Below are 20,149 nucleotides of genomic sequence, written 5' to 3' on the forward strand. Positions count from 1 at the left end.
GAGCGCCCGGCATGACCACCCTGACTTCGGATCACGTGCCGATGATTCGCCGGGGCTTTCGCCTGCAGTTCGAACCGGCGCAGGGCTGTCATGTGCTGCTCTATCCGGAGGGCATGATCAAGCTCAACGACAGTGCCGGTGAGATTCTCCAGCAGGTCGATGGCAAGCGTTCGGTGGCCGAGATCATCGACAACCTGCACCAGCGCTTCCCCGATGTGCCCGGCATCGACGAAGACATCCTGGCCTTTATCGAGGTGGCCCATGCACAGTTCTGGATCGAGCTTCGCTAAAGCAGGTCATGAACCAGGGCCGCCGCTTTGGCTCCTTGCCGAGCTGACTTATCGTTGCCCGCTGCAGTGCCCGTACTGCTCCAATCCGCTGGATTTCGCCAAGCAGGGCGATGAACTCAGCACCGCCGAGTGGATCGAGGTGTTTCGCCAGGCCCGTGAGCTCGGCGCGGCGCAGCTGGGCTTCTCCGGTGGCGAGCCGCTGGTGCGTCAGGATCTGGCCGAGCTGATCGCAGCGGCGCGCGGCCTGGGCTATTACACCAACCTGATCACCTCCGGCATCGGCCTGACCGAAGCACGCATCGCCGAGTTCGCCGATGCCGGGCTGGACCATATCCAGATCAGCTTTCAGGCCGCCGACGAGGAGGTGAACAACCTGCTGGCCGGCTCGAAGAAGGCCTTCGCGCAGAAACTGGCGATGGCCCGCGCGGTCAAGGCCCACGGCTACCCGATGGTGCTCAACTTCGTCACCCACCGGCACAACATCGACAATATCGAGCGCATCATCGAGCTGTGCCTGGAGCTGGAGGCTGACTTCGTCGAACTCGCCACCTGCCAGTTCTACGGTTGGGCCGAGCTCAACCGCGCGGGATTGCTGCCAACCCGTGCGCAGCTGGAGCGCGCCGAGCGCATCACCAATCAGTGGCGCGACAAACTGGTGGCCGAAAATAACCCGTGCAAGCTGATCTTCGTCACCCCGGATTACTACGAGGAGCGCCCCAAGGCCTGCATGAACGGCTGGGGCAACCTGTTTCTCGACATCACCCCGGATGGCACCGCGCTGCCCTGTCACAGCGCGCGGCAGCTGCCGGTGCAGTTCCCGAACGTGCGCGAGCACAGCGTCGAGCATATCTGGCGGCATTCCTTCGGCTTCAACCGCTTCCGCGGCGACGACTGGATGCCCGAGCCGTGTCGTTCGTGTGACGAGAAGCACAAGGATTTCGGCGGCTGTCGCTGCCAGGCCTTTATGCTCACCGGCGATGCCAGCAACGCCGACCCGGTGTGCAGCAAGTCGGCGCACCATGAGGTGATTCTCGCCGCGCGCCGCCAGGCCGACGAGGCGCCGTTGGGGCTGGGCGAGCTGCAGTACCGCAACGACAAGGCCTCGCGGATCATATGCAAGGCGTGACCGATCCCGACTCGATCTGGAGCGCTGAACAGGCTGCGGCCGCCAGTGCCGATTTTGCCGAGCTGCACGCTGCCCATGGCGGCGTGCTGTGGGTGGCATTCGATCCCGGGCTGGCGCGGTGCGGGCTGTTCTTCTGTCGCGACGGCGTGGTGCGCGAGCTGACCCCGCCAGGGTTTTCCGTGCGCAGCCGGGTCTACGAGTACGGCGGCGGCGCCTGCTGCGCCACGGAGCAGGGCGCAGCTTTCGTCAATGAGCGTGATCAGCAGATCTACTACCTGCCGCTGGCTGGGGCCGTAGGAGCGGCTTCAGCCGCGAATCTTGCTGATTCAAGGGAAATCGCGGCTGAAGCGGAATGCCGCCCAGCCGCTTCTACGAATATTGAGCCGCAGGCGCTCACGGACCGCGTCAATTGCCGCTACGGCGATTTGTCCTTCGTCCCCGCCTGGCAGGCATTGCTGGCGGTGGAGGAAAGCCAAGACGGCAGCGCAGTGGTGCATCGCCTGGTGCGTATCGGCCTTAATGGCAAGCATGAGGTGTTGGTTGAGGGCGCCGATTTCTACGCGACGCCTGTGGCCGACACGAGCGGTCAGCGCCTTGCCTGGGTCGAATGGGATCGTCCTCATCAACCCTGGGTCGCTACCCGCCTGTGTCGCCGCGAGTCCGGTGAGCGTACCTGCGTGTTGATGGGCGAGGCGGAGGATCGGTCCCTGCAGCAACCGCGTTTCGATGCACAGGGGCGGCTATGGGTGCTGAGCGATCAGGCCGGCTGGTGGCAGCCCGTATGCATCGATGCCGACACGAAGTGGCAGGTTGCGCCCTTCGATCACGCACCGGCGCCCTGGCAGTTGGGCGGCCGAACCTATCTGCCGCTGGAGAACGGCGAGTTTGTGCTGACCCGTTTCGAGCAAGGCACAGGCGTTTTGCTCTCGTGTGACGGGGCCGGCCAGACCGCACGCACCGAGTCCTTTGTATCTGATGCGCGCTACGCAGAGCGGCGGTTGGCCGAAGATTTCACCCGTTTTCGCTCCCTGGCCGCCGATGCCGAGCACTTCTACTGCATCGCTGGCGCCCCGGATCGCCTGCCCGCTGTGCTTGCCATTCGCCGGAGCGATGGCGCAGTGCGGTTACTGGCCGGTGGCGAGCAGCCATTGGCTGAAGAGCAGCTATCACGCCCCCAACCATTCAGCTGTGGGGTAGGTGAGGGCGAACGCAGTCACGGCTTTTTCTACTCGCCTGCATCAACCGGGGAACGCCCGCCGCTGGTGATTTTCCTGCACGGTGGGCCGACCTCGGCCAGCTACCCGGTGTTCGACCCGCGTATCGCCTTCTGGACGCTGCGCGGCTTCGCCGTGCTCGACCTCAACTACCGTGGCAGCAGCGGTTATGGTCGTGCCTATCGCCTGCGTCTGGCGGGCGGGTGGGGGGAGCTGGAAGTCGAGGACATTCGCGCCGCCATCAACGCACTGGCCGGTGATGGCCGTATCGATGCGCAACGTGTGTTCGTGCGCGGTGGTAGTGCTGGCGGCTTTAGCGCGCTGCGTGCACTGGCCGAGCTGCCGCAACTGCGTGGCGGCGCCAGTCTCTACGGCGTCAGCGACCCGCTGGCGCTGCGCCGGCTGACGCACAAGTTCGAGGCGGATTATCTCGACTGGCTGATCGGCGATCCGGAGCGCGATGCCGAGCGTTATCGCAGCCGCACGCCGCTGTTGCAGGCCAACAGGATCGACGTTCCGATGATTTTCTTCCAGGGCGCGCTGGATGCGGTGGTGGTGCCGAGCCAGACCGAGGCCATGGTCGAGGCGCTGCGTCAGCGCGGTTTACCGGTCGAGTATCACCTGTTCGCCGAAGAACGCCATGGTTTCCGTCAGGCCGCCAATCTGGCCGAGGCGCTGCGCGCCGAACACGCCTTCTATTGGCAGTTGAGCTGAACGCAGGTCGCATTGCATAAACCGAGCAATGCAGTAGGCTGATCGCCATTCCATAACAAGAAATTTCAGGCCGTTGTATGAGCCACGAATTGAATCAGCTGCGTAAGTTCGTTTCCCCCGAGATCATCTTCGGCGCCGGCTCCCGGCATAACGTCGGCAATTACGCCAAGACCTTCGGCGCGCGCAAGGTGCTGATCGTCTCCGATCCCGGTGTGGTCGCTGCTGGCTGGGCCGGCGATGTCGAGGCCAGCCTGCAGGCTCAGGGCATCACCTACTGCCTGTACACCAGGGTGTCGCCCAACCCGCGCGTGGAAGAGGTGATGGAGGGCGCCGAGCTGTATCGCAGCGAGGGCTGCAACGTCATCGTCGCGGTCGGTGGCGGCAGCCCGATGGACTGCGCCAAGGGTATCGGCATCGTCGTTGCCCATGGTCGCAGCATTCTCGAATTCGAAGGTGTGGACACCATTCGCGTGCCCAGTCCGCCGCTGATCCTGATCCCGACCACCGCCGGCACCTCGGCCGACGTGTCGCAGTTCGTGATCATCTCCAACCAGCAGGAGCGAATGAAGTTCTCCATCGTCAGCAAGGCGGTGGTGCCGGACGTGTCGCTGATCGATCCGGAAACCACGCTGAGCATGGACCCATTCCTCAGCGCCTGTACCGGCATCGACGCCATGGTGCACGCCATCGAGGCATTCGTTTCCACCGGCCACGGCCCGCTGACCGACCCACATGCGCTGGAAGCCATGCGCCTGATCAACGGCAACCTGGTGCAGATGATCGCCAATCCGGGCGATATCGCTCTGCGCGAGAAGATCATGCTCGGCAGCATGCAGGCCGGCCTGGCCTTCTCCAATGCGATCCTCGGCGCAGTGCATGCCATGAGTCACAGCCTGGGGGGCTTTCTCGATTTGCCACACGGTCTGTGCAACGCGGTATTGATCGAGCACGTGGTGGCGTTCAACTACAGCGCGGCGCCGGAGCGTTTCAAGGTCATCGCCGAAACCCTCGGCATAGACTGCCGTGGGCTCAACCACGCACAGATTCGCCAGCGCCTGGTCGAGCACCTGATTGCCTTCAAGCACGCCATGGGCTTCCGCGAGACGCTTGGCCTGCACGGCGTCAGCACCTCGGACATTCCGTTCCTGTCCAGCCATGCGATGGACGACCCGTGCATCCTCACCAACCCGCGCGAATCGACCCAGCGCGACGTCGAGGTGGTGTATGGCGAGGCGCTCTGACGAAGCGCTGGCCGGGCTGCTCGGTCTCGGTAGCCAGTCGGCGCGCAAGAGTCACTATCCCGAGCTGCTGGCGCGCCTGGAAGAACTGGAAACCGAGCGCAATCGCTATAAATGGCTGTTCGAGCACGCGGTGCACGGCATTATCCAGGCCAGCCTGCAGGACGGCGTGCTCGCGGCCAATCCGGCGATGGCGCACATGCTGGGCTATGACGATCCGCAGCAGGTGCTCTGGGCGCCGGGCGATTTGGCCCGGCACCTGTTCGTTGGCGGTTTCGATGAGCTGGCCCTGATTCGCGAGCGTTTGAGCCAGGGCCAGGCCCTGCTGGGCTACGAAACGCGTTTGCGTCGTCGCGATGGCAGTACCATCGACGTGCTGATGAACCTGTTGCTCAAACCCGAGGGCGATGGGGTTTTCGAAGGGTTCGTTGCCGATATCACCGAGCGCAAGCAGGCGCAGCAGCGCCTGCAGTCACTCAACGACGAACTGGAGCAACGTGTCGCTGCGCGTACCTTCGAACTGCTCGAATCCAACCGCAACCTGCAGCGGCAGATTGAGGAGCGCGAACGTATCGAGCTGGCCCTGCGCGAGGCGCGCGACGCCGCCGAAGCGGCCAATCGCAGCAAGGACAAGTACTTGGCTGCGGCCAGTCACGACCTGTTGCAGCCGCTCAATGCTGCGCGCCTGCTGATTTCCACGCTACGCGAGCGTGAGCTGCCAATTGCCGAACAGAACCTGGTAGAGCGCAGCCACCTGGCCCTGGAAGGCGCCGAGGATCTGCTCGCTGATCTGCTGGATATTTCCAAGCTGGATCAGGCGGCTATCAAGCCGGATCTCGACGTTTATCGCCTTGAAGAACTGCTCGCGCCGCTGGCGTCCGAGTTCGAAAGCGTGGCCTCGGCCAGTGGCTTGCGTCTGCGCGCGCGAATTGCCAGTTATGCGGTGCACACCGATTTCCGCTTGCTGACGCGCATTTTGCGTAACTTCCTCAGCAATGCCTGCCGGTATACCGAACGTGGCGGTGTGCTGCTCGGGGCGCGTCGGCGCGGCTCGTTCGTCGAGTTGCAGGTGTGGGACAGCGGGCGCGGCATAGCGGCTGATCAGCTGGACAAGATCTTCCTCGAGTTCAGCCAGCTGGAGGTCGGCCGTGCGGCCGAGCGCAAGGGCGTCGGTCTAGGCCTGGCGATCGTCGAGCGCATCGCGCGCATGCTTGGTTATCCTGTGCAGGTACACTCGCAGCCGGGGCGCGGCTCGGTGTTCAGCATCCGCGTGCCGCTGGCGCGGGAGGCTCCGCGGCGCCAGGCGCCATCCGTGGCGCAGCCGGTCCTCGGCAACCCCCTGCCCGGGCGGCGCCTGCTGGTGATCGACAACGAAGTGGACATCCTGCACAGCATGCAGGCGCTGCTTCGGCAGTGGGGATGCGAGGTGGTCACGGCGGTCGATCTGAACGAGGCCCTGGAGCGTCTGCAGGGCAGGGCGCCAGAGGTGATCCTGGCGGATTATCACCTCGATCACGGTGTGCTCGGTTGCCAGGTGATTCGGCAGCTACGTGATGAGTTTTCCAGGCCGATTCCGGCGCTGATCATCAGTGCCGATCGCAGTGATGACTGCCGTCGGGAGTTGCAGGCACTGGGTGCGCCTTTGCTGAACAAGCCGGTCAAGCCGGGCAAGTTGCGTGCGGTACTCAGCCAGCTGCTGACGGAAACCTGAACGAGTGCATCTGGCCGAGTGAACCTGAATGATTTCGATGGTGTCTATTGGCTACCTCGTCCCTCAGGAGATAACCACAATGACAATTTCCATGAACCCCGTTATGCGCCGTCTGGCAGCTATCACTGCGCTGTTTCACCTGTTGCTGGTGGTGCAGATTCCCGCTGCCAACGCGGCGATGGTCGGCACTCACGAGGTGATCGCCGAGCAGCAGCACAAGGTGGATCAGGAGCAGTTGATGGCCATGCTCGATGACGAGCAGGTGAAGGAGAAACTGGTGTCGATGGGCGTCGACCGTGATCAGGTCGAGTCGCGTATCGCTAGCCTGACCCCGGCCGAGCTGGCGCAGTTCAACCAGCAGCTGGATCAGGCGCCTGCCGGTGCGGGTGTGGTCGGCATCATCGTGTTGTTTCTGGTGATCTTCATCATCACTGATATGCTGTGCGCCACCAACATCTTCAATTTCGTCAAATGCATAAATCGCTGATTCGCCTCTGCTGCATCGCTTCGATCGTTCTACTCACAGCCTGCGCGCGGTCTCCGGTGTTATCACCGGAGGCCGAGCGCCTGCCTGAGCGGGTAGAACTCACCGATGTTCCCTTCTTTCCCCAGGACGCCTACCAGTGCGGGCCGGCAGCTCTGGCCACCATGCTCAACCAGCGCGGTGTGCTGACGACGCCGGGTGCGCTCAAGGACAAGGTCTACATCCCCAGCCGTGAAGGCAGTCTGCAGGTCGAGATGGTTGCCGCCGCGCGCAGTCACGAAATGCTGGTGTATCCGTTGCAACCGCGTCTGGACGCGGTGCTTGCCGAAGTGGCGGCGGGTAACCCGGTGCTGGTGCTACAGAACCTGGCGTTCGACTTCTACCCGCAATGGCATTTCGCGGTGGTGGTCGGCTATGACCGTCGTGAGCGCACGCTGATCCTGCGGTCGGCCACCACGCGCCGTCTCCAAGACAGCTTCGCCAGCTTCGACAGAACCTGGGCGCGCGGTGGTCGTTGGGCGGTAGTGACTCTGCCACCGGAGCGCCTGCCGGCGCAGGCCGATATGCACGCCTGGATGAAGGCTGCCAACGACCTCGAGCAAACCGGCAATGCCCAGCCGGCACGGCGTGCCTATCGCCGCGCCGCCGAGGCCTGGCCGGAGCAGGCGTTGCCCTGGTTCGCCCTGAGCAACAGTCGCTACGCCGATGGCGACCGCAAGGGTGCCGAGCATGCGCTGCGTGAGAGTCTCAAGCGTGAGCCGGATTTTGCCGCGGGTTGGTTCAACCTGTCCCAGGTGCTGGGTGAGCAGGGTTGCGCGCGCGAGGCGCAGCAGGCTCAGGCCTGTGCGCAACGTCTGGCGCCGGAGGATTCGCGATTCGCCGCATCACCCAAAACCAGTGCTCCTGGCGGACAGTGCCAAGCCTTGCCGGCCTGCCCCTGAAACCAACGGCGGGCCAATGCACATCCTGTAAAAGCGAATTTATTCGCGATCAGGGGCAGGCAAGAAGCCAAACTCCATCGCGAATAAATTCGCTCCTACGCATGCGTGAAGTTCAGACGCCCAGCTTGTCACGCAGCGTGTAGTACCAGGCGCCGATGGCGCTGAGCGGCACCTGGAACATACGGCCACCCGGGAAGGGGTAGTGCGGCAGCCCGGCGAAGGCGTCGAAGCGCTCGGCCTGGCCGCGCAGCGCCTCGGCCAGCACCTTGCCGGCCAGGTGCGTGTAGGTCACGCCGTGGCCGCTGCAACCCTGCGAGTAGTAGATGTTGTCGCCGATACGGCCGACCTGAGGCAGGCGCGACAGGGTCAGCAGGAAGTTGCCGGTCCAGGCGAAATCGATCTTCACGTTCTTCAGTTGCGGGAAGGTCTTGAGCATCTTCGGGCGAATGATTGCTTCGATATTGGCCGGATCTCGCGCACCGTAGACCACGCCGCCACCGTAGATCAGACGCTTGTCGCCAGTGAGACGGTAGTAGTCGAGCAGGTAGTTGCAGTCCTCGACGCAGTAATCCTGCGGCAACAGGCTGGCAGCGACTTCGTCGGACAGCGGCTCGGTGGTTATCACCTGGGTGCCGCACGGCATCGACTTTGACGCCAGCTCCGGCACCAGATTACCGAGATAGGCATTGCCAGCGACCACCACGAACTTGGCCTTGATGCGGCCTTGCGGCGTATGTACCACCGGATTGGCGCCACGCTCGATGCGGGTAGCTGGGGATTGCTCATAGATCACGCCGCCCAGCGATTCCACTGCAGCGGCTTCACCCAGAGCCAGGTTCAGCGGATGGATATGGCCACCGCTCATATCCAGCATGCCGCCAACGTAGTTTTCGGTAGCCACCACCTCGCGGATACGTTTGGCGTCCATCAATTCCAGCTGGGTGTGGCCGTAGCGTTCCCACAGTTTCTTCTGGGACTCCAGGTGGCCCATCTGCTTGGCTGTCAGCGCGGCGAACACGCCGCCATCCTTCAGGTCGCACTGGATGTCGTACTTGGCGATGCGTTCACGGATGATGCGACCGCCTTCGAAGGCCATCTGTCCGAGCAGTTGCGCCTGCTTGGGGCCGACCGTGCGCTCGATCACGTCGATGTCGCGGCTGTAGCTATTGACGATCTGCCCGCCGTTGCGCCCCGACGCGCCAAAGCCGACCTTGGCCGCCTCGACGATGCTGACCTTGAAGCCGTTCTCCAGCAGGAACAGTGCAGTGGACAGGCCTGTATAGCCCGCACCGATGATGCACACATCGGTTTCCACCTCGCCTTGCAGGGCAGGGCGTTGCGGAACGGCGTTGGCTGAGGCGGCGTAATAGGATTGTGGATAGGCCGTGTGCGCCATCTTGAACCTCTGTTCTTTATTTTTTACGAATGAATCGATGCTACCTGAGTTGAAAATGCCCGGCTAGTGCCCGTGCAAAATATTCAACGTTCCTGCTTTGATAAAAAAATTGGCCTATTTCAGTGAGTTAGCGAAAAAAACTGTTGACGGCCAAAAAGATCTGCGTAGAATGCGCACCCATCGAAGGCACATAGCTCAGTTGGTTAGAGCACCACCTTGACATGGTGGGGGTCGTTGGTTCGAGTCCAATTGTGCCTACCAAATCGATAAAAAGGGGTCGCTAAGCGACCCCTTTTTTATTGCTCGAATTTTTCGAGCAGGCTTTGCGAGTTTGTTTCAAGCGGCAGCTTGTCAGGGCTCAGGCTTTCTGAAAGTATCCCCGCTCTTTACTTCCAGTGACTCTGGTTCGGTCTGGTTGGCCTTCGGGCTCCTGCCATCGTTAGGTGGGTATACCGCTGAATCGCTTCCTGGCTCATCCCAACCCACGTGACCTTTGGTAGGGGTCACCACTAGGAGAGGAGGCGCCATGCCCATCATTACTCTTCCCGACGGCAGTCAACGTTCGTTCGATCATCCGGTATCCGTGCTGGAGGTCGCTCAATCCATTGGTGCGGGCCTGGCCAAGGCCACCCTGGCTGGCAAGGTAAACGGCAGGCAGGTCGATGCCTGCGACGTGATCGATACCGATGCCACCCTGCAGATCATCACGCCGAAGGACGAAGAGGGGCTGGAGATCATCCGCCACTCCTGTGCTCACCTGGTTGGGCATGCGGTCAAGCAGCTATACCCGAATGCCAAGATGGTGATCGGTCCGGTCATCGATGAAGGCTTCTATTATGACATCGCAATCGACCGTCCCTTTACTCCGGAAGATATGGCGGCCATCGAGAGGCGCATGGCTGAGCTGATCGACAAGGACTACGACGTCATCAAGAAAATGACGCCGCGTGCCGAGGTCATCGAGCTGTTCAAGTCGCGCGGCGAGGAATACAAGCTGCGTCTGATCGACGACATGCCGGACGAAAAGGCCATGGGCCTTTACTTCCATGAAGAATACGTCGACATGTGCCGTGGCCCGCATGTGCCGAACACGCGCTTCCTCAAGGCCTTCAAGCTGACCCGGATTTCCGGTGCCTACTGGCGCGGCGACTCGAAGAACGAGCAGCTGCAGCGCGTCTATGGCACCGCTTGGGCGGACAAGAAGCAGCTGGCTGCCTATATCCAGCGCATCGAAGAGGCCGAGAAGCGCGATCACCGTCGTATCGGCAAGCAGCTGGATCTGTTCCATCTGCAGGAAGAAGCGCCGGGCATGGTGTTCTGGCATGCCAATGGCTGGACCGTCTACCAGGTGCTTGAGCAGTACATGCGCCAGGTGCAGCGCGAGAATGGTTACCAGGAGATCAAGACGCCGCAGGTGGTCGATCGTATTCTCTGGGAGCGTTCCGGTCACTGGTCCAACTACGCCGAGAACATGTTCACCACGGCCTCGGAAAATCGCGACTACGCGGTCAAGCCGATGAACTGCCCGTGCCACGTGCAGGTGTTCAATCAGGGGCTTAAGTCCTACCGCGACCTGCCGCTGCGTCTGGCCGAGTTCGGTGCCTGTCACCGTAACGAGCCGTCCGGTGCGCTGCACGGCATCATGCGCGTGCGCGGCTTCGTGCAGGATGATGCGCACATCTTCTGTACCGAAGAACAGGTGAAGAAGGAAGCGGCCGACTTCATCAAGCTGACGCTGGATGTCTACAAGGACTTCGGCTTCACCGATATCGCCATGAAGCTGTCGACTCGCCCGGCCAAGCGCGTGGGTTCCGAAGAGTTGTGGGATCGCGCCGAAGGTGCGCTGGCCGATGCGCTCAACGAATCTGGCCTGGAGTGGGAATACCAGCCGGGTGAGGGCGCTTTCTACGGTCCGAAGATCGAGTTCACGCTGCGTGACTGTCTGGGTCGTAACTGGCAGTGCGGCACGCTGCAGTACGATCCGAACCTCCCGGAGCGCCTGGATGCCAGCTATATCGCTGAAGACAACAACCGTAAGCGCCCGGTCATGTTGCATCGTGCGATCCTCGGTTCGTTCGAGCGCTTCATCGGTATGTTGATCGAGCACTACGCCGGCTCTTTCCCGGCCTGGCTCGCGCCGACCCAGGCCGTGATCATGAATATCACTGATAAACAGGCCGATTTTGCCCGTGAAGCAGAGAAAACTCTCAATCAAAGCGGTTTTCGTGCCAAGGTTGACTTGAGAAACGAAAAGATCGGCTTTAAAATCCGTGAGCATACCTTGCTCAAGGTTCCCTATCTCTTGGTTATCGGAGATCGGGAAGTCGAGACACGATCCGTTGCTGTGCGCACCCGCGAAGGCGTCGACCTGGGGTCAATGCCTATCGAGCAGTTCGCCGCGCAGTTGCAGCAAGCGGTTTCCCGGCGTGGTCGCCAAGATTTGGAGTAAGAACTATTAAGCGTGATATGAGACAGGACAAGCGGGCCGCCCCCAAGGCGCCGATCAACGAGAACATCACTGCGCGTGAAGTTCGTCTGATTGGCGCGGACGGCCAGCAGATTGGTGTGGTTTCCATCGAAGAAGCGCTGAGCGCTGCCGAGGATGCCAAGCTGGATCTGGTGGAAATCTCCGCTGATGCGGTGCCACCGGTTTGCCGCATCATGGACTACGGCAAGCACCTGTTCGAAAAGAAAAAGCAGGCTGCTATTGCCAAGAAGAACCAGCATCAGCAGCAGATCAAAGAGATCAAGTTTCGTCCAGGGACGGAAGAAGGGGATTACCAGGTAAAACTACGCAACCTGGTACGTTTCCTTGAAGATGGGGACAAGGCCAAGGTATCGCTTCGATTCCGCGGTCGTGAGATGGCCCACCAGGAGCTGGGGATGGAGCTGCTCAAGCGGGTCGAACAAGACCTGATCGAGCTCGGCACCGTCGAACAGCATCCTAAGCTGGAAGGACGCCAGCTGATGATGGTCATCGCTCCCAAGAAGCGTAAATAACCTCCCGGGCACTGGCAGGCCTGATGGTTATCAGTTGTTAATGAATGCGGAGTACTAAACATGCCAAAAATGAAAACCAAGAGCGGTGCTGCAAAGCGCTTCCTGAAGACTGCTACAGGCTTCAAGCACAAGCACGCTTTCAAGAGCCACATCCTGACCAAAATGTCCACCAAGCGTAAGCGCCAGCTGCGTGGCAGCTCGCTGATCGGCCCGTCGGACAAAGCTAAAGTCGAGCGCATGCTGCGCGTTCGTTAATCGGTCAAGATACTTAGAGGTAATTACTCATGGCTCGTGTTAAGCGTGGCGTTATCGCTCGTGCTCGTCACAAAAAAATCCTGAAGCTCGCCAAGGGCTACTACGGTGCGCGTTCGCGCGTGTTCCGCGTCGCCAAGCAGGCGGTGATCAAGGCAGGCCAATACGCCTACCGTGACCGTCGTCAGCGCAAGCGTCAGTTCCGTGCACTGTGGATCGCTCGTATCAACGCTGGTGCTCGCGTCAACGGTCTGTCCTACAGCCGTCTGATCGCTGGCCTGAAGAAAGCGTCGATCGAAATCGACCGCAAGGTTCTGGCTGATCTGGCAGTGAACGAAAAAGCGGCGTTTGCTGCGATTGTCGAGAAAGCTAAGGCCGTTCTGGCTTAAGTCCCCCGACAATCACCGGGTTCGCCCGGTGGCAACGTCAAAGATAGGGGAAGAGCCTTAACAGCTCTTCCCCTATTTCGTATCTGGAGTCTGTAAATGGAAAATCTGGATGCATTGGTCTCCCAAGCGCTCGAGGCCGTGCAACAAAGCGAAGATGTCAATGCCCTGGAACAGCTCCGGGTTCAATACCTTGGCAAGAAAGGCGAACTGACCGCCCTGATGCAGACTCTGGGCAAGCTGTCGGCTGAAGAGCGGCCGAAAGCCGGTGCCCTGATCAACACCGCCAAGAACCAAGTGCAAGACGCCCTGAATGCCCGCAAATCCGTGCTTGAGCAGGCTTTGCTCGCCGAGAAGCTGGCATCCGAGCGGATCGACGTGACCCTGCCGGGCCGCGGCCAGACCTCCGGCGGCTTGCACCCGGTCACCCGCACGCTCGAACGTGTCGAGCAGTTCTTCACCCACATCGGTTACAGCGTTGCCGAGGGGCCGGAAGTCGAAGACGACTACCACAACTTCGAAGCGCTCAACATCCCCGGCCACCACCCGGCGCGGGCGATGCACGATACCTTCTATTTCAACGCGAACATGCTGCTGCGCACCCATACCTCGCCGGTGCAGGTGCGCACCATGGAATCGCAGCAGCCGCCGATCCGCATTGTCTGCCCCGGCCGCGTCTATCGCTGCGACTCCGATATTACTCACTCGCCGATGTTCCACCAGGTCGAAGGCCTGCTGGTCGACGAGGACATCAGCTTCGCTGACCTCAAGGGCACCATCGAAGAGTTCCTTCGCGTGTTCTTCGAGAAGCCGCTGGGCGTGCGTTTCCGTCCATCTTTCTTCCCCTTCACCGAGCCGTCGGCCGAAGTCGACATGCAGTGCGTGATGTGTTCCGGCAAGGGTTGCCGTGTGTGCAAGCAGACCGGCTGGCTGGAAGTGATGGGCTGCGGCATGGTGCATCCGAATGTGCTGCGCATGAGTGGCATCGACCCGGAGAAATACTCCGGCTTCGCCTTCGGTATGGGCGTCGAGCGCCTGGCCATGCTGCGTTATGGCGTCAATGACTTGCGCCTGTTCTTCGATAACGACCTGCGGTTCCTGGCGCAATTTCGCTAGCAGCCGACCCTCGTGATCGAATTCGTTTAAGGAGAACAGACAACATGAAATTCAGTGAACAGTGGCTGCGCAGTTGGGTAAATCCCGACGTATCCCGTGACGATCTGGTCGCGCGCCTGTCCATGGTCGGCCTTGAGGTCGATGCCGTGCAGCCGGTTGCCGGTGCCTTCAGTGGCGTTGTGGTCGGTGAGATCCTAAGTGCCGAGCAACACCCGGACGCGGATAAGCTGCGTGTGTGCCAGGTGAGCAATGGCACCGAGACCTTCCAAGTCGTTTGCGGCGCGCCCAATGCCCGTGCCGGCATCAAGATTCCGTTCGCCATGATTGGCGCCGAGTTGCCGGGTGACTTCAAGATCAAGAAGGCCAAGCTGCGCGGCGTGGAGTCTCAGGGCATGCTGTGCTCGGCTTCCGAGTTGCAGATCAGCGAAGACAACAGCGGCCTGATGGAACTGGCGGCCGATGCGCCGGTTGGCAGTGACATTCGCGCCTATCTGCAATTAGACGACGCCAGCATCGAGATTGGCCTGACCCCTAACCGCGGCGACTGCCTGTCGCTCGCCGGCCTGGCCCGTGAAGTCGGCGCCATGTACAGCGCCGCAGTTTCGCCGGTGGCCATCGAAGCCGCTGCGCCTATGCATGGCGACGTGCGTCCGGTCGAGGTGCTGGCGCCCAAGGCTTGCCCGCGTTATCTCGGTCGTGTTGTGCGCAACGTCGACCTGTCTCGCCCGACTCCGCTGTGGATGGTCGAGCGTCTGCGTCGCTCCGATATCCGCAGTATCGATGCAGCGGTGGACATCACCAACTACGTGATGCTCGAACTCGGTCAGCCGATGCATGCTTTCGACCTTGCCGAGATCAATGGCGGCATCCGCGTGCGTATGGCTGAAGAGGGTGAGAAGCTGGTGCTGCTCGACGGCCAGGAAGTCAGCCTGCGCGCCGACACCCTGGTCATCGCCGACCATGGTCGTGCTCTGGCCATCGCGGGCGTGATGGGCGGCGAGCACAGCGGCGTGAGCGACAAGACGCGCGACCTGTTCCTGGAAAGCGCCTTCTTCGACAATATCGCTGTCGCCGGTAAGGCCCGTTCCTATGGCCTGCACACCGATTCCTCGCACCGCTTCGAGCGTGGTGTGGATTCGCAATTGGCGCGTCAGGCGATGGAGCGTGCGACTACGCTGCTGCTGGAGATCGTCGGTGGCGAAGCCGGCCCGATCATCGAAGTCAGCAGCGAGGCCGATCTGCCGAGCGTGGCGCCGATCACCCTGCGTGCCGAACGCATCAGCCAGATGTTGGGCATGGACATGGACAGCGCTGAAGTCGAGCGCCTGCTCACTGCGCTGGGTCTGAGTGTCAGCGCTCAGGGCGCCGGTCAATGGCAGGTCAGTGTGCCCAGTCACCGTTTCGACATCAGCTTGGAAGTGGATCTGATCGAAGAGCTGGGCCGCTTGTACGGTTACAACCGCCTGCCGGTGCGCTACCCGCAGGCGCGTCTCGCGCCGCAGGCCAAGGCCGAGGCGCGGGCCGAGTTACCCGCGTTGCGCCGCCTGCTGGTTGCCCGTGGCTATCAGGAAGCGATCACCTACAGCTTCATCGATCCCAAGCTGTTCGAACTGTTCACGCCGGGCGTCGAGCCGCTGCAACTGGCTAACCCGATCTCGGCCGACATGGCTGCCATGCGCTCCTCGCTGTGGCCGGGTCTGGTCAAGGCGCTGCAGCACAACCTCAATCGTCAGCAGTCGCGCGTGCGCCTGTTCGAGAGCGGTCTGCGTTTTGTCGGTCAGCTGGAAGGCCTGCAGCAGGAAGCCATGCTCGCTGGCGTGATCAGTGGCAGTCGTCTGCCGGAAGGCTGGGCCAACAGTCGCGAGAGCGTCGACTTCTACGACCTGAAGACCGATGTAGAAGCGCTGCTGGGTTATGCCGGCGCAGCTGATGCCTTCAGCTTCGTGCCGGGCGAGCATCCTGCTCTGCACCCAGGCCAGACTGCTCGCATCGAGCGGGAAGGGCGCCTGATCGGCTTCATCGGTGCTTTGCACCCGGAGCTTGCCAAGACCCTTGGGCTGGATCAGCCAGTGTTCCTGTTTGAGCTGGTGCTGGCGGAAGTTGCCGCCGGTCGCATGCCGGCATTCAGCGAGCTGTCGCGCTTCCCCGAGGTGCGTCGCGATCTGGCGTTGCTGGTCGATCGCGAGCAACCGGCCGAGGCCGTGCTGTCGGCTATCCGAGAAACGGCGGGCGAATGGCTGACGGACCTCAAGCTATTTGACGTCTATCACGGTAAAGGCATTGATCCGCTTAGAAAAAGCCTTGCGGTCGGCTTGACCTGGCAACATCCATCGCGCACTCTTAATGACGATGAGGTGAGTACTACTACGCAAAATATCCTCACCTGCCTCGAACAAAGGTTCAACGCCACGTTAAGGAAGTAGCGTATGGGGGCTCTGACGAAAGCTGAAATGGCGGAACGTCTGTATGAAGAGCTCGGCCTGAACAAACGGGAAGCCAAGGAACTGGTGGAGCTGTTTTTTGAAGAGATCCGCCAGGCTCTTGAGCTGAACGAACAGGTCAAGCTTTCCGGGTTCGGTAACTTCGACTTGCGCGACAAGCGCCAGCGACCGGGCCGTAACCCGAAAACAGGGGAAGAGATTCCAATCACGGCTCGCCGTGTGGTCACTTTTCGTCCAGGGCAAAAATTGAAAGCCAGGGTCGAGGCCTATGCTGGAACCAAGTCATAACGACGAATTACCGGCAATTCCCGGCAAACGCTACTTCACCATTGGTGAGGTTAGTGAGCTCTGCGCGGTCAAACCCCACGTGCTGCGATATTGGGAGCAGGAGTTCCCGCAGCTCAACCCGGTCAAGCGGCGGGGCAACCGCCGCTACTACCAGCGCCAGGACGTGCTGATGATCCGGCAGATTCGGGCGTTGCTGTACGACCAGGGCTTTACCATCGGCGGGGCGCGTCAGCGTCTTTCCGGCGATGAGGCCAAGGACGACACCACCCAGTATCGTCAGCTGATCAAGCAGATGATCGCCGAGCTCGAAGATGTGCTGCACGTACTGAAGAAGTAAGGCGAAGAAAAAGTTGCCTTATTTCAAAAGCTTAATGTATAGTTCCTCCCGTTTCCGGTCACTCGGAAGCATCGTCGGGGCGTAGCGCAGCCCGGTAGCGCACTTGCATGGGGTGCAAGGGGTCGAGTGTTCGAATCACTCCGTCCCGACCAAAAAACCCTAGAAAATCCAGCCACTTAGCGGTGGCTGGATTTTTTTATGCTTGATGTTTTCTGCTTTACCTATGCTTCGACGCGTTCTGGTTGCCAATTGGTTGCCAATTGAGATTGGCTTCGTCAGCCTGCGAGATTAGGATACAGAGTGAGGTAGATGCCTCAGCCGACGCGACGCCACGTCCTGAATAGCTCCAGTCATAGCAGTTTCACATAACAACTGACTTCCAGCCGTGCGCGAAAACAGGGAAGACGCTACTCATGACCAAAACCGAAGCGCAAACCCGGTCTGAGTTGATTGACGATCAACTCGCCCTGGCTGGCTGGAGCGTCAAAGACCCCACTCAGGTTGTCGAGGAATTCGACATCCTCACCGAGTTGCCCGATGGTGTGGCCGAGCCTCGCACGCTCTACGAGGGGCGCCAGTTCAGCGACTACGTCTTGCTGGGAAAAGACGGCAAGCCGCTGGCAGTGATCGAGGCCAAAAAGACAAGTCGTGATGCCGCCATTGGCCGTGAGCAGGCCAAGCAGTACTGCTACAACATCCAGAAGCAGCTGGGCGGTGAACTGCCGTTCTGCTTCTACACCAACGGCCATGATCTGTATTTCTGGGATTTGGAGAACGCCCCACCGCGCAAGGTGGTCGGCTTTCCCACCCGCGACGACCTGGAGCGCTTTGCCTACATCCGTCGTAATCGCAAGCCGTTGACGCAGGAGTTCATAAACACCTCGATCGCCGGGCGCGACTACCAGATCCGAGCGATTCGCTCGGTGCTTGATGGTATCGAGCAGAAGAAGCGTGATTTCCTGCTGGTGATGGCCACCGGCACCGGTAAGACGCGCACCTGCATTGCCATGGTCGATGCCTTGATGCGCGCCGGGCATGCAGAAAAAGTGCTATTCCTCGTGGATCGCATCGCTTTACGCGAACAGGCACTGGCCGCCTTTAAGGAGCACATGCCCAATGAGCCGCGTTGGCCCAATGTGGGCGAAAAGCTGATTGCCACAGACCGCCGTGTGTACGTTGCCACGTACCCGACGATGCTGAATATCATCCGGGATGAGGCACAGCACCTGTCGCCGCACTTTTTCGACTTCATCGTCGTCGATGAAAGCCATCGCTCCATCTACAACACGTTCGGCGAAGTGCTCGACTACTTCAAGGCCATCACGCTTGGCCTGACGGCCACGCCTACCGACATCATCGATCACAACACCTTCCAGCTTTTCCATTGCGAAGACGGCATTCCCACGTTTGCCTACACCTATGAAGAGGCCGTGAACAACGTGCCGCCTTATCTCTGCAACTTTCAGGTCATGAAGATTCAGACTAAGTTCCAGATGGAAGGCATTAGCAAGCGCACCATTTCGCTGGAGGACCAGAAGAAGCTGATCCTCCAAGGCAAGGAAGTTGAAGACATCAACTTCGAGGGCAGCCAGCTTGAAAAACAGGTGATCAACAAGGGCACTAATACCCTGATCGTCCGCGAGTTCATGGAAGAGGCCATCAAGGACGCCAACGGCGTGCTACCGGGCAAGACCATATTCTTCTGCGCCACCAAGGCCCATGCCCGGCGCATGGAAGAGATCTTCGACAAGCTCTACCCGCAGCACCACGGTGAGCTTGCAAAGGTGCTGGTGTCGGATGACCCGCGCGTCTACGGTAAAGGTGGGCTGCTCGATCAATTCACCAACAACGACATGCCGCGCATTGCCATCAGCGTGGACATGCTCGACACCGGCATCGACGTGCGCGAAATCGTCAACCTCGTATTCGCCAAACCGGTCTACTCCTACACCAAGTTCTGGCAGATGGTCGGGCGCGGCACACGCCTGCTGGAAACCAGCAAGCCCAAGCCCTGGTGCCTTGAGAAGGATGTGTTTCTGATCCTCGACTGTTGGGACAACTTCGAATACTTCAAGCTCAACCCCAAGGGCAAGGAGCTCAAACCGCAGTTGCCGCTGCCGGTGCGGCTGGTGGGCCTGCGCCTCGACAAAATCGAAAGGGCCAACGAGAGCAGCCATGCCGACATCGCTGCGCGAGAAGTTGCCAAGCTCCGTCTGCAGATCGCGGCGCTACCCAAAGAGTCGGTGGTTATCAAGGAAGCCGCTGCTGCACTGGCGCGGCTGGACGACGACAACTTCTGGATCAGCCTCAGCCACGACCGGCTGGAGTTCCTGCGCGCAGAAATCAAGCCGCTGTTCCGCACTGTGTCCGAGGCCGACTTCAAGGCCATGCGCTTCGAACGCGACCTGCTGGAGTACTCGCTGGCTGTATTGAGCGAAGAAAAGGAACAGGCCGACACCCTCAAGGAAGGCATCGTCGAGCAGATCAGTGAGTTGCCGCTGTCGGTCGGCTTCGTGAAGCAAGAAGAAGCCCTGATCCGCGCCGCCCAAACCAGCCACTACTGGGCCAAGGCGGATGAAGACGCCTTCGACGAACTAGTCGCCAAACTTGGCCCGCTGATGAAATTCCGCGAGCATTCCACCGGCCAGGAACAAACCCACCTCGATCTGGCCGATGAGCTGCACAAGAAGGAATGGGTGGAGTTCGGCCCGCAGCACGAGGCGGTCAGCATAACCCGATACCGCGAAATGGTGGAAAGCCTGATTGCCGAACTCACTGCGCACAATCTGGTGCTGCAGAAGATCAAGAACGGCGAGGCAGTGAGCAGCGAAGAGGCTAGCGAACTGGCCGAGCTGCTGCACGAAGAGCACCCGCACATTACCGAAGACCTACTGCGTCAGGTCTACAAGAACCGCAAGGCGCACTTCATCCAGTTCATCCGCCACATCCTGGGGATCGAAGTGCTCAGGAGCTTCCCGGACGAGGTCAGAGCCGCTTTTGACCAATTCATCCGCGCCCACACCACGCTCAGCAGCCGGCAGATGGAGTTCCTCAATCTGCTGAGGGGCTTCATCATCGAGCGCGAAAAAGTGGAGAAGAAAGATCTGATCAGCGCCCCCTTTACGGTCATTCACCCGCAGGGTATTCGGGGCGTTTTTAGCCCCGCCGAAATTAACGAAATCTTGCAGCTGACCGAACGGCTGGCAGCCTAAAAG

17 protein-coding genes and 2 tRNA genes are annotated in these 20,149 nt (G+C 60.7%); 18 read left to right on the forward strand and 1 reads right to left on the reverse strand.

Annotation, left to right across the window (positions count from 1 at the left end):
- Nucleotides 1-11: 11 nt before the first annotated feature.
- From pqqD to B2U07_RS22720, 7 genes are all read left to right on the forward strand, one after another.
- Entirely contained in the window at nt 12-290 is a 279-nt protein-coding gene (gene pqqD / locus B2U07_RS22690) for a pyrroloquinoline quinone biosynthesis peptide chaperone PqqD (RefSeq protein WP_197858946.1), read from the forward strand.
- Entirely contained in the window at nt 262-1,416 is a 1,155-nt protein-coding gene (gene pqqE, locus B2U07_RS22695) for a pyrroloquinoline quinone biosynthesis protein PqqE (protein WP_275547669.1), read from the forward strand. Before pqqD ends, pqqE begins: the two co-directional genes overlap by 29 nt.
- Nucleotides 1,404-3,344: an alpha/beta hydrolase family protein gene (locus B2U07_RS22700; protein ID WP_275547670.1), complete on the forward strand. Its 1,941-nt coding sequence runs from the start codon at nt 1,404-1,406 to the stop codon at nt 3,342-3,344. The genes pqqE and B2U07_RS22700 overlap by 13 nt, the downstream gene beginning before the upstream one ends.
- A 77-nt stretch (nt 3,345-3,421) precedes the next feature.
- Nucleotides 3,422-4,585: an alcohol dehydrogenase-like regulatory protein ErcA gene (gene ercA / locus B2U07_RS22705; RefSeq protein WP_275547671.1), complete on the forward strand. Its 1,164-nt coding sequence runs from the start codon at nt 3,422-3,424 to the stop codon at nt 4,583-4,585.
- Entirely contained in the window at nt 4,569-6,293 is a 1,725-nt protein-coding gene (locus B2U07_RS22710) for a hybrid sensor histidine kinase/response regulator (protein ID WP_275547672.1), read from the forward strand. The genes ercA and B2U07_RS22710 overlap by 17 nt, the downstream gene beginning before the upstream one ends.
- A 79-nt stretch (nt 6,294-6,372) precedes the next feature.
- Nucleotides 6,373-6,780, forward strand: coding sequence for a PA2779 family protein (locus tag B2U07_RS22715; RefSeq protein WP_021490532.1), 408 nt, complete (start codon nt 6,373-6,375; stop codon nt 6,778-6,780).
- A gap of 56 nt (nt 6,781-6,836) precedes the next feature.
- Complete coding sequence (locus B2U07_RS22720; RefSeq protein ID WP_275547673.1) at nt 6,837-7,718, forward strand: PA2778 family cysteine peptidase; 882 nt, start codon at nt 6,837-6,839, stop codon at nt 7,716-7,718.
- 112 nt (nt 7,719-7,830) lie between these two features.
- On the opposite strand, the gene B2U07_RS22725 is transcribed toward B2U07_RS22720, so the two are convergent.
- On the reverse strand, nt 7,831-9,114 hold the full coding sequence (locus B2U07_RS22725) for an NAD(P)/FAD-dependent oxidoreductase (RefSeq protein ID WP_275547674.1): 1,284 nt from the start codon (nt 9,112-9,114) through the stop codon (nt 7,831-7,833).
- 184 nt (nt 9,115-9,298) lie between these two features.
- Between B2U07_RS22725 and B2U07_RS22730 the strand changes: the two genes are divergently transcribed.
- The 11 genes from B2U07_RS22730 to B2U07_RS22780 all read left to right on the forward strand — a co-directional run bounded on the left by B2U07_RS22730 (nt 9,299) and on the right by B2U07_RS22780 (nt 20,146).
- Nucleotides 9,299-9,375: transfer RNA gene (locus B2U07_RS22730), tRNA-Val, on the forward strand.
- A gap of 265 nt (nt 9,376-9,640) precedes the next feature.
- Complete coding sequence (gene thrS, locus B2U07_RS22735) at nt 9,641-11,563, forward strand: threonine--tRNA ligase (protein ID WP_275547675.1); 1,923 nt, start codon at nt 9,641-9,643, stop codon at nt 11,561-11,563.
- Between the two features lie 17 nt (nt 11,564-11,580).
- Nucleotides 11,581-12,114: a translation initiation factor IF-3 gene (gene infC, locus B2U07_RS22740; RefSeq protein ID WP_197858938.1), complete on the forward strand. Its 534-nt coding sequence runs from the start codon at nt 11,581-11,583 to the stop codon at nt 12,112-12,114.
- Between the two features lie 60 nt (nt 12,115-12,174).
- Nucleotides 12,175-12,369 (forward strand): 50S ribosomal protein L35, encoded by a 195-nt coding sequence (gene rpmI, locus B2U07_RS22745; RefSeq protein ID WP_003461222.1) that lies wholly within the window; start codon nt 12,175-12,177, stop codon nt 12,367-12,369.
- Nucleotides 12,370-12,398: 29 nt separating this feature from the next.
- A complete protein-coding gene (rplT, locus tag B2U07_RS22750; RefSeq protein ID WP_003243409.1) occupies nt 12,399-12,755 on the forward strand; it encodes a 50S ribosomal protein L20 in 357 nt (118 codons plus the stop codon).
- Nucleotides 12,756-12,851: 96 nt separating this feature from the next.
- Entirely contained in the window at nt 12,852-13,868 is a 1,017-nt protein-coding gene (gene pheS / locus B2U07_RS22755) for a phenylalanine--tRNA ligase subunit alpha (protein WP_197858937.1), read from the forward strand.
- 44 nt (nt 13,869-13,912) lie between these two features.
- Nucleotides 13,913-16,291 carry a phenylalanine--tRNA ligase subunit beta gene (gene pheT / locus B2U07_RS22760; RefSeq protein ID WP_275547676.1) on the forward strand — a complete coding sequence of 793 codons (2,379 nt, stop codon included), beginning with the start codon at nt 13,913-13,915 and terminating at the stop codon, nt 16,289-16,291.
- 3 nt (nt 16,292-16,294) lie between these two features.
- Nucleotides 16,295-16,597, forward strand: coding sequence for an integration host factor subunit alpha (gene ihfA / locus B2U07_RS22765; protein ID WP_003243414.1), 303 nt, complete (start codon nt 16,295-16,297; stop codon nt 16,595-16,597).
- Nucleotides 16,578-16,934 (forward strand): MerR family transcriptional regulator, encoded by a 357-nt coding sequence (locus B2U07_RS22770; protein ID WP_013716019.1) that lies wholly within the window; start codon nt 16,578-16,580, stop codon nt 16,932-16,934. The genes ihfA and B2U07_RS22770 overlap by 20 nt, the downstream gene beginning before the upstream one ends.
- A gap of 75 nt (nt 16,935-17,009) precedes the next feature.
- A tRNA-Pro gene (locus tag B2U07_RS22775) sits at nt 17,010-17,086 on the forward strand.
- 261 nt (nt 17,087-17,347) lie between these two features.
- Nucleotides 17,348-20,146, forward strand: a complete 2,799-nt coding sequence (locus B2U07_RS22780; protein ID WP_296277996.1) for a DEAD/DEAH box helicase family protein — start codon at nt 17,348-17,350, stop codon at nt 20,144-20,146.
- The last annotated feature ends 3 nt before the right edge of the window (nt 20,147-20,149 follow it).

Source organism: Pseudomonas sp. UBA7530, from assembly GCF_002479365.1.
Classification (GTDB): Bacteria; Pseudomonadota; Gammaproteobacteria; order Pseudomonadales; family Pseudomonadaceae; genus Aquipseudomonas.